Source organism: Chitinophaga sp., from assembly GCF_036569125.1.
Classification (GTDB): Bacteria; Bacteroidota; Bacteroidia; order Chitinophagales; family Chitinophagaceae; genus Chitinophaga.
The window spans coordinates 1-9,670 of sequence record NZ_DATCRF010000019.1; the positions used below are offsets into that span (position 1 = coordinate 1).

A 9,670-nucleotide genomic window follows, 5' to 3' on the forward strand; every position below is an offset into this window, starting at 1 on the left:
GTGAAATGGATAAGGGCCCATTATTTGTTACCGCTATCTCCTGTGTAACATAAGACAGGTGATTGAACACCAGGGTATCCCCTACACCGGCGGCCAGGGAAAACTGCCCCGCATTATCTGTTGTTGTTCCCTGGGTGGTATTTTTCACCCGCACCGAAACCCCGGGCACCGCTTCCCCTCCGGAAACCACCTTACCGGTGATCTTCGCTTGCTGGGCCCACATGGTAATAGGAATAAGGAAAAGAAAGGCAGATAGGAATCCTTTTTTCATCCGTGGATAATTTGATCTTTTTAGTGGTCGGATGGAACTCCCTAACTGTTCAATTCCAATTAGGCTTTTGAAAAGTAGTTTCATAACGGAACCTGTTTAAATGAATAATAGCTGGTCTTAAATTTTGGTCTTAGAATTTTTTGTACTCAGTTTCTAAGGCGCAAATTAGCCGGTACGGGAGGCCCCGGATAGGGGGTAAATCATTTAAAACAGGGGGTAAAATCACATTTTAACCCTCTTTCCATCATATTTTGATCACATTCAGATCCCCGTTAAAGGAGGGGCGGTATTTCTTTACGTATTCCGAAGGGTTCATGCCGAACAGCTTTACGAACTGCTCCCGGAAGTACCGGATATCGCCAATGCCTACCTGCTGGGCGGCCTGGTTAATGGTATAATTTTCCTTGAGCATTAAAACGGCTGCCCTTCTTAAGCGGATGGAACGGATAAAGGCGTTAATGGTTTGGCCCGACATAGATTTTACCCTTTTATACAAGCTGGAATGGCTCATGCCAATGGCCTGTGCAAATGTTTTAATGGAAAAATCCTCGTTATCCAGGTTGGCTTCCACGATCTTGATACATTGGTTCAGGAAATCGCGGTAGTCGGCAGGTACGCGTATGCTGGTGTGTTTCAGGGTTATATGATCCAGGAAGTATTGCCGCAGCAGGTGCCGGTTCTTAATGATGTTCTCGGCCTTCACCATCAGCAGCTCCTTATCAAACGGCTTGGTGATATAATCGTCCGCCCCCTCTTCCAGGCCTTTCATCTGCACATCGGCAGCGGAGGATGAGGTGAGCAGGATAACCGGTATATGGCTCAGGGTTTCTGTTTGTTTGATCCGGGTGCACAGCTCCACGCCATTCATGCCTTCCATCTGGATATCGCTGATCACCAGGTCGGGCATATGCTTTTCCACCAGGGCAAAACCATCATCGCCGTTATCGGCTTCGTAAATAATGTAGCGGTCCGCAAAAAGCTGCCGCAGGTACTCCCTTATTTCTGTATTGTCATCGATCAGGAGGATGGACCGTTTTTCCGTTACCAGCTCCTCTACGGGTTTAAGCGGGGCATTTCCTTTTTCCTTTTTGATGGCGGGCTCTGTTCCATCCGCCAGCTCATGCAATATCCCGGACCTTGCCGTGGTATCGGCTACCAGGGCGGCGCCGTCCAGGTGAGCGGCGCCCTTCTTTAAGCGGATGAAAAAGGCGGTACCTTCATTTGCGGTGCTGGTATAGCTAATGGAGCCCTTATGCGTTTCAACAAAATGCTTTACCAGGTAAAGCCCTATGCCAAAGCCGGTTTGCAAATGCTCTTTCCCGCCCCCTGCCCGCTGGAACTTATCAAAGATCCGGTTGCCCATGCCTTCAGGTATGCCGCAGCCGGTATCCCTGATCAGGATCTCCACTTCGTTTTCCGTTTCCCGCAGCTCCAGCAGAATGCTGCCCCCATCCGGCGTAAATTTAAAGGCGTTGGATAGCAGGTTAAAGAGGGCTATTTCCAGCTTCTCATAATCGGCATACAGCGCTATCTGCTCCTGGCTGCAGCGGAACCCGTATTGCATGCCCCTTGCCTTTGCCTGCTGGGAAAAGCACAGGTACACCTCGTTACACAGCTCCACCACATTCAGCCGGGTTATCTTCAGCTGATCGCCCTGGGTATCTGCTTTACGGAAAAGCAGCAGCTGATCCACAAGGCTTAGCAGGCGCCTGGCATTCCGGTATACTACGCCCAGCGTTTCATTATCTTCCCGCTGTTCCTGTTTTTGTATGAACTCCTTTAACGGATTAATGATCAGGGTAAGCGGCGTTCTGAACTCATGCGAGATGTTTGTGAAAAAGGACAGCTTACGCTCATTGATCTCTTTCTCTTTTTCATTTTCAAGATGCGCCAGCTTAATTTCATATTGCAAGCGTTCCTGCCGCGACCTGTACTGGATAAAGAACCAGATGGCCGCTGCCGTGCAGGTAATATACAGCAGCCGCGCCCACCAGGTGCGGTACCAGGGTGGCAGCACAATAATGCTTACGGTGCGTACCTCCCGGCTCCATTTCCCATCGGCATTGGTAGCCTTTATTTTAAAAACATAATTGCCTTCCTGTAAACGGGTATAATTGGCGGTACGGGATTCCCCCACGTAGTTCCAGCCTTTATCCCAGTTCTCCAGGTAATAGGCATAGCTGATCTTATCGGGCGAGGTGTATTCCAGCGCCACAAAATCAAAAGAAATAACTGCTTTGTCATAGGGGATCCTCAGCTCCTGCACATCATGCTGCTCCAGCGGAATGTTATTTATTTTCATACCGGTTAGCAGCAAAGGCGGCATGCCTACCTGCTGGTACACGCTATCGGGGTTAAAGATGTTGAAGCCTTTGATGCCCCCGAACATTAATTCGCCTGAGCGCAGCTTCAATGCTGCATTGTAGGTGAACTGGTTGCTTTGCAGGCCATCGGACTGGGAAAAATTCCTGAACGTCCACTTTTCAGGGTTAAAGCATGACAGCCCGTTGTAGGTGCTGAGCCACAGGTTGCCGGCATCGTCTTCCAGTATTTTAAGAATGGAATTATTCGGCAGCCCGTCTGCATCCGTAAAACGGGTAAAGGTGCCCGTACCGGTATTAAAAAGCAGCAGCCCGCCGCCCTCGGTGCCCAGCCAGCATTTGCCCTGCTTATCCATGTAAATGGCGCGGATAGTATAACCTATATTATATTCCTGGTGATGTTTGCGGGTACGGTCGATCCGGATCAGCTTTGCATAGTTACCGGCCCATAAATTACCCTTGCTGTCCTCTGCCAGGCTCTGAACATTTACAATGCCGGGGTCAAAAACCTCAAACTTTCCTTTGGCCCGGTTAAAAGTATACAGGGTGCCATTGTTGGTAGTGCTGGCCCAGAGATCTTTCCGCGCATCTTCATACACCAGCCACACATTATTTTCCTCTACGCCGGTATAGGGGTTAAAACAGGAAAAATGTTCAAAGGTACCGGTTGACCTGTTGAAACGGTTTATGCCCCTGAACCAGGTGGAGAGCCAGATATCGCCCAGTGAATCGCGTATGATGGAGGTAATAAAATTGCTGCTGAGCGAGCCTTTTACTGCAGGGTTACGGGTATAGCGGGTATAGGTATTATGCTCGCGGTTCCAGTATTTTAAACCGCCGCCGTCTGTTCCTATCCAGATATTTTTTCCCTCATCTTCACAAAACGAAAAAATGAAATTGTTGATGGATCCGAAAATGCTGTCATCATTAAAAGCATACAGCTCAAACAGGTGCTGCCTGGGCTGAATAATATTGATGCCTCCCCGTAAGGTGCCGATCCATTTCCGGTTTTCGCGGTCCTCATAAATGGAATAAACCGCGTTGCTGCTTAGCTGCTGCTTGCTGCCAGGGGCCGGGAAAGAGGTGGCCTGCTCACCAGGCGAGCGCAATACGTACATGCCACTACCGTCTGATGCTATCCACAACACGCCCTGCCTGTCCATACACAGGTTAACGATCTTGCTGTTTTCCGTTATGTAGTTGGCGGAATAGGTGTTGCTGCGCCGGTCGTAGCGGAAAAGGCCATTATCTGTACCCAGCCACAGCGGGCCTTTGGGATCTACTTTCAGGCAGTTGCCCTTGTTGATCTCCTTATTTATTACCTGCAGGGTTTTATTGGCGGCGTCATACCTGCACAGGCCTTTTCCCTGTATAAATAACCAGGCGATGCGGCCTCCCTGCTCAAAATCAATGGCGGTTACTTCATACTCCGTCATAGCATGTCCGCCATCCAGCAAAGGGATCTGGCGGCCGGTGTGCATATCCCCTTCAAACAACAGCAAACCGTTACTTTCTGAACCGATCAGGATTATGCCTTCCCTGCTGGCTTTAATGATATGGATATTGCCGTTCACCGGGCCGGCGAGATTACTGCCTGCCGGTATATAGCGGGCAACGGAGAATTTTTCATTCACGGGATCAAAAACGCTCACACCTTTACGGCCGCCTATCCACAGTCTATGGCGCAGGTCTCCCTCAATGGTATAAATACCATTATCCATCAGGGAGGTGCTGTCCCCTATTTTATTCCTGTAAATTTTAAATTTATAACCGTCGTACCGGTTTAATCCATCATAGGTGCCAAACCACAGGAAACCTTTATTATCCTGGTAAATATTGGTAACTGCATTGTTGGAAAGGCCGTCCTCTATGCCCAGGTATTTAATGGGATAGCTGGTTGCGGACAAGCGGCCCGTGATAATAGTGCATAACAACAAAAAGACAATCCTTTGCCCCCACCCCTTCATACATCGGTTTTAAGTCACATAAAAATATTAAAAAAGGGGTTATAACCGGTTTTTACATTCATTTAATCTTTGCCAGGCGCTGGTACAGCTGGTGTACCTTCTGGCTTCTTAATACATTTTCTTCTTCCAGGGCAGATGGATATAACAGTGACCCGTTCAGCTGTACAAAAGCCTTGCTGAGCGATGGTTCCTGCTTCATGAGCTGCTGCAGCTGCGCTATGCAGGCGGCCGTGTTTTCCGGTGTAAGATCTGCGGCATTTGCCCTGGCTTCTATTGTCATATAGGTAAGGTAATAAACACGGATGTTTGCCATAAGCCGGTAGTGTGCAAATGCCTGCTGGTTCTTCACCGGCCGGAGTGATTGTAAGATAGCGGCTGCGCTGCGCGCACTATCCAGCAGCTGGCTGATGCTCATTGCTGCCGGCGCTATTACCTGCCCTTTGTTTATTTTATACGGCGCTGTAAACAAGGCGGCCCTAAACTGTAAAGCATCTTTTTCGCTGAGGCCATACTGCCGGCTGCAGTACTGTTTTATGAAACCGTCTATATCCAATGGCGCGGAGCTGCTGATAGCTTCCTCATAGGCGGCTATTAATATGTCAAATCCGCTGATGGGGTACACATGCCTGATCGCATACAGCTCTATCAGGTCGCCTTCTGAATCAAATACGGAGGAGTAAGCGCCGGAGGTGGACCAGGATGTCATGAGGATGCCCTTGTAGCCTAAATTTCTGCAGGCTGGTATAAAATCCCGGATGTTATTGAAATGCTTTTGCCAGCAGGTTATAAAATAGTTGTCGGGATCACTTCTTAATGCAGGCGCTCCCCAGATCTCGTATCCGCTGTTCACCAGCTGCTGATGATCGCCAAACCTGTCCAGGGGCCAGCCATAATTCCAGTCAATAAAAACGGTTTGTTTGGGCAGCAGGTGAATATACTCCGGGTATTTCAACGCAATATCCGCCCAAAGCACCGGCCGCTTGCCCAGGCTCACAACAATATCGCACAACAACTTTATGTGATCGAAATAAAGGCGGGATACGCCTGCTTCTGCCACCTTTTTTTTACATTTTTCGCAATGCCCCAGCAAATAAGTTTCATCCCCGCCTATATGTATGAAGGGTGATGAATGGGTAGCTGCCAGATCACTGTACAGCGTTGTGAACAATTTTTTATTCAATGCCGGCTCACTGGGGCATACCTGCGAAAAGTCCTGGTTATCTTCCCGCAATGCAGCATACTTATAATGGCGTAAAATATACTCCACATGGCCAAAGCTTTGCTGCAGCGGGATCACATCTATTGAAATGCTTTTACAGAAACGGATAAAATCAGCCACCTCCTGCCGCGTATAGGCATAGCGGTTAGCTATCAGGGGCTCCTGTTCAAACGGATAGCTGGCTTCCCATTCCACCAGCAGGGTGTTAATGCCATGTTTGCTGAGATCCAGGGCAAACTGTTTAAGCGCAGGCATTTTCATTACCTGGATGCGCAGATCCAGGTGAAAGCCTTTCACCTTAAAGGCTCCAGCGCTTTCCTGCGCATATACGGCCGGCATTGTAAATAACAACAGAACGGTCAGCAGCTTTAACAGGGCAGGCTTCATGGGTGTATATTTTGGTGTGGTCAGTGATCTGTTCTGAACGGGGATGCAGGCAACCCTTCCTTATTAAACAGGTTAGGATTAACCGGGCAATCGGCCCAGGCATAGCGTACGTATGCAGGCTTTGTTATTGCATCATTCCACACCACTACCTTATCACCCTCGATGCGCGCCTTTGCCCACACAAATTTTTTATCGCTGCCTGCTATGGCAAATTCGCTGAGCTCCTCCCCGTCAATGCTTATTAAGCCGCTGCCGGTATGGGTAAAGGAAAGCGTGATCTTATTGCCTTCGATCTTAGCTGATTGAAAAATGGGACCGCTATACACTACCGTGCTGTCGCCGTATGCCAGCCGTTGCGCTGCCAGGGCAAGCCGCTCCCCTACTTCCTTTTTACGGTCGGGATGCACATCATTCCACTCACCCAGGTCAATGGCCACCGCCATTGCGGTGCGGGGAACCGCCAGGGACTGTAACTGCGCTTCCCGGAAACGGGCCCACTGGCTTTCCATGGGCAGGTAATTCATATCCATGAAACCGGGCAGCTGCACATACAGGAAAGGGGCATCCGGCTGCTGCCATTTGCGCCGCCAGTCGGCTATCATAGCAGGCTGCAGCCGGGCATATTCTGCGCCGCGCCCTGCATTGGTTTCACCCTGGTACCAGATAAAACCCTTTACCTTAAAATTGAAGATGGGCGCCAACATGGCATTGTACAAAGCAGTGGGCTGGTTCTGTGATGCTATACGGCCGTTATTGGTAACAGCATCCCGCGGATTCACCAGGCCCACTTTATAAGCCCAGTAACCTTTCAGGTCAATGGTATCATTGCCTGCGATCAGCTGGTAAGGCTTATCGGGAACAAAGCCGCCCTTGCCTGCATTATTGGTTATGCGGATCACAAAAAGATTTTTGCCGGCTTTTAAGGTACCGGCCGGCAGCTGGTAGCGCCTTTGCGGATACATATAAGCGGTGGTACCCACCTGTTTTCCGTTTATATACAGCACATCGGCATCCACAATGCGGCCCAGGAATACCTTGGCAGGCTGCCCGGCCATAGCGGCAGGCACCTCTATCTCACGGCGGTACCATACCACGCCATGCAGGTCATGCACCCCCTGATCCTCCCAGTAACCGGGGATATTGATGGTGCGCCATCCCTTAGGGATATACGATGGGTTGGCCCAGCCTTCCGTGTAACCCTTGTCGTTAGCCGGATCGGGAGTGTATACAGCGGGCAGCTTACGTTCCTTTTCGCCCAGGTAAGCGGTATCCTTATTTTGTGTTATGTTGCCTATTACAGCAGGGAAATCCGCCAGGCTTTCCTCACTCATCCAGGCTTCTATGGGTGAGCCGCCCCAGCTGGTATTAATAAGGCCAATGGGAACATGATATTTTTCGTACAGCTGCTTACCGAAGAAATAAGCTACGGCCGAAAAGTCCCGTACGTTAGCCGGGTTGGCCCATTGCCAGGAGCCGCCGGGCAAATCGTCCCGGGGGCCCTGCAGATCCGTAACATTAGGTACTGCAAACTGCCTTATCAGGGGATAATTGGCTGCCGCGATATCTGCTTCATAACGCACATCATGCAGCCGTAGCTGATGCACCATATTCGACTGGCCGGAGCAAAGCCAAACATCGCCCACCAGGATCTCTTTTAACGTGATGTGATTAGTGGCATCTATCTGCATGGTGTAAGGCCCGCCTGCCTTCATGGCCGGCATTAACAGGCGCCATTTACCTTCGGCGGTGGCTACTGCCCGGAAACGTTTATTATTAAAGCGTACGCTCACCTTTTCACCGGGTGCAGCCCAGCCCCAGATGGTAAGCTCCCGGTCGCGCTGCAACACCATACTATCGCGGACCAGCCGTGGAAGCCTTACCTGCGCCTGCAGGCACTGACCAATGGAAAACGTGAATACAAGGAATGGGAGCAGTTTTTTCATCGTGAATTGTTTTTCAGCTACGTGGACAGCTGCCTCAAACCATCCTTTACTGTTCAAGGGCAACCTTATCGCTTATACGAAAGAAGTCGAAATCTACAAACCCTCCGGGACTTTTTGTAGCATAATTAAATAATCCAAAGCGATAACCCATAAAATGCGGCAGGGTGTAGGCCATTTGCAGCGCCGGGCCTATCCTTGTCCAGGAGCTGCCATCCAGGGAAAAATAAAAATAACCTTTATCAGCCTTGTCTTTAAAATCGCAATCCGCTTTCAGGTACACGGTATTTTGCGTAAGCGGGATGCTTCGCATTTGCTGCTCCACAGGAGAGCCGGATTCCGCGCTTACCATTACTACCGACCGGGCGCTCCCCGCTGCCTTTACACCCACCCAGCCGTATTTTTTCTGTAATAACATTAACCCGGCACAATCCCCATCCTTCATGTTCGATACATCAATGGCGGTTACGCCGGATGAATACGGGCCGAATGTTCTTTGTGTAAGCGTATTACGGGCCAGCAGCAGCGAGGTATCCACCCTGCCGGTAGTGAGGCGCAGGTAACCGGGCCGCTGGCTCAGCGACCAATGGCTGTTATCCGGATTATGGTTCCACTGCCAAACCAGCGGTAGCGGAGCTTCTCCCGGCTTGCGGCTAAACTCGTCTGAAGCTACAATACCCGGATCCAGGCTTTTGTTTGCAGGCAGGTCCAGGGCATCAGGCACTTTGCCATCAATGCCCAGCACGGGCCAACCATCCTGCCATTTTACAGGCACCCAGTAGGGAATACGGCCCACAGCGCCAAAGTCACGGAACAGGTAAGCATACCAATCCCCTGCCGGTGTGCTGATAAGGCCTCCCTGCGCCACGCCTTTGTTCTGCAGGGCAACACGGCCCTCATAAGGACCGGTAATTTTATCGGCCCGGTGAATGACTACGGTGCGCATGCCGCCTTTGGGCCAGCAGATATTGAACAGGTAATACTTCCCATTAATTTTGAACAGCTGTGAACCTTCTGCAGGCAAACCTACATTTGTGCCGGCAGGGGCGCTGGCGTTTGCTATGATCACCTGGCCGGCAGCGCCCGGCTTCAATCCTGAGAGATCAGCGTTCAGCTCCGCCAGCATTATTTTACCACCGCCATACAGCATGTATATGCGTCCATCATCGTCAAAGAACAGGGAATGATCATGTAAAGCGGGGGTGAATGAAACGGCTTTCCATGGGCCTTTTTCAATATCCCGGGTGGAATAGATATAGGTTTTATTGGTGGTGCCGGCAAAAGTGCTTACATAATAAACCCCATTATGGTAGCGCAGGCTGCTGGCCCAGGATCCCCTGCCATAGGTGCTTTGGCCGTTGGCAAGGTTCAGCGCATCTACATTGTCCAGCACCTCATAGGCATAGCTAACAATTTGCCAGTTAACCAGGTCTTTCGACTTCATAATGGGCACACCCGGGCTCATATGCATGGTAGTGCTGCTCATGTAATAGGTGTTTCCCACACGAATCATCGACATGTCGGGCACATCGGCAAAAATAATGGGGTTATGCGCCTGCTGGGCC

General features: G+C 50.4%; 5 protein-coding genes. All 5 read right to left on the reverse strand.

Annotation, left to right across the window (positions count from 1 at the left end; translation table 11 throughout):
* Positions 1-271: carboxypeptidase-like regulatory domain-containing protein (locus VIM87_RS00650; RefSeq protein WP_331995096.1), on the reverse strand; the 271-nt coding region annotated here is incomplete at its 3' end.
* Between the two features lie 244 nt (positions 272-515).
* A complete protein-coding gene (locus VIM87_RS00655; protein ID WP_331995097.1) occupies positions 516-4,499 on the reverse strand; it encodes a two-component regulator propeller domain-containing protein in 3,984 nt (1,327 codons plus the stop codon).
* A gap of 118 nt (positions 4,500-4,617) precedes the next feature.
* On the reverse strand, positions 4,618-6,165 hold the full coding sequence (locus VIM87_RS00660) for a beta-N-acetylhexosaminidase (RefSeq protein ID WP_331995098.1): 1,548 nt from the start codon (positions 6,163-6,165) through the stop codon (positions 4,618-4,620).
* Positions 6,166-6,185: 20 nt separating this feature from the next.
* Complete coding sequence (locus tag VIM87_RS00665) at positions 6,186-8,108, reverse strand: sialate O-acetylesterase (protein WP_331995099.1); 1,923 nt, start codon at positions 8,106-8,108, stop codon at positions 6,186-6,188.
* Between the two features lie 46 nt (positions 8,109-8,154).
* Positions 8,155-9,670: glycoside hydrolase 43 family protein (locus VIM87_RS00670; protein ID WP_331995100.1), on the reverse strand; the 1,516-nt coding region annotated here is incomplete at its 5' end.

What these genes read in the sequence shown, in the direction of transcription:
- VIM87_RS00660 (WP_331995098.1), bottom strand. Translation starts at nt 6,165, where the DNA reads ATGAAGCCTGCCCTGTTAAAGCTGCTGACCGTTCTGTTGTTATTTACA.
- VIM87_RS00665 (WP_331995099.1), bottom strand. Translation starts at nt 8,108, where the DNA reads ATGAAAAAACTGCTCCCATTCCTTGTATTCACGTTTTCCATTGGTCAG.